1 protein-coding gene is annotated in these 1,007 nt (G+C 67.0%); it reads left to right on the top strand.

Annotation, left to right across the window (positions count from 1 at the left end; genetic code table 11):
* The first annotated feature begins 179 nt into the window (after positions 1-179).
* Entirely contained in the window at positions 180-857 is a 678-nt protein-coding gene (rpe, locus tag JCM25156_RS18040) for a ribulose-phosphate 3-epimerase (protein ID WP_025814244.1), read from the top strand.
* Positions 858-1,007 lie beyond the last annotated feature (150 nt).

Genomic DNA, 1,007 nt, shown 5'->3' with positions numbered 1-1,007 from the left:
CTGGCCTTCCTGCCGCAGGCCCGCACGGCGGAGGGCTGGCTGCGCACCCATCCGGGCATGCTGGGCGCACGTGGGGAATGGACGGCTTCTTCGCCGCGCGTTTCCGCCGGGCCTGATGCGCCGGGGCGCGATGGTACGAAAGGTTGGCGTCGGCCATGGATTGCTGTTAAAAAACAGGCATGGCTGCTCTCAAGACCCCCCTCGTCGCGCCCAGCGTCCTGTCCGCTGATTTCTCCCGCATGGCGGATGAAGTCGCCGCCGTGGAACACGCGGGCGCGGACTGGCTGCATCTGGATGTCATGGACGGGCATTTCGTGCCCAACCTGTCCATGGGGCCGCAACTCATCAAGGCGCTGCGTCCGAAGTCGCAACTGCCCTTTGACGTGCACCTGATGATCGCGCCGGTCGATCCGTATATCGAAGCCTTCGCCCAGGCCGGGGCCGACCACATCCACCTGCATGTGGAGGCAGGGCCGCACACCCACCGTTCGCTTCAGCACGTGCGCGACCACGGGGTGAAGCCGGGCGTGGCGATCTGTCCCGCCACCCCGCCCGAAGCGGTGGGGGAGGTGCTGGATCTGGTGGACATGATCCTTGTGATGACGGTCAACCCCGGCTTTGGCGGTCAGAAATTCCTGACAAGCCAGTTGCGCAAGATCGAGACCCTGCGCCGCATGGCGGACGCGACGGGGCGTGATATCCGCATTGGCGTCGATGGCGGGATCAACACGCATACCGCGCCGCTGGCGGTCGCCGCCGGGGCCGATGTGCTGATCGCGGGCACATCGGTGTACGGGCAGGATGATTACGCCGCCGCGATCAGGGGCCTGCGTACCGGAGCGCACGGCCCGGCGTGAGCGAACGCCGCCCGCTACTCCACGGGGGTAAGAGTTCATGACGTTTAAGCGTATGACGCGCGGCGCGCGTCTGTCGTTTGCACGCCTGTCCCTGTTCGGTGGCGGCAAGCGCCTGCCCGCCGCGCCCGTCCATACCATGCGCGACCTGTG

This window comes from Komagataeibacter kakiaceti JCM 25156, from assembly GCF_000613305.1.
This window is presented reverse-complemented; position numbering and strand designations above follow the sequence as displayed.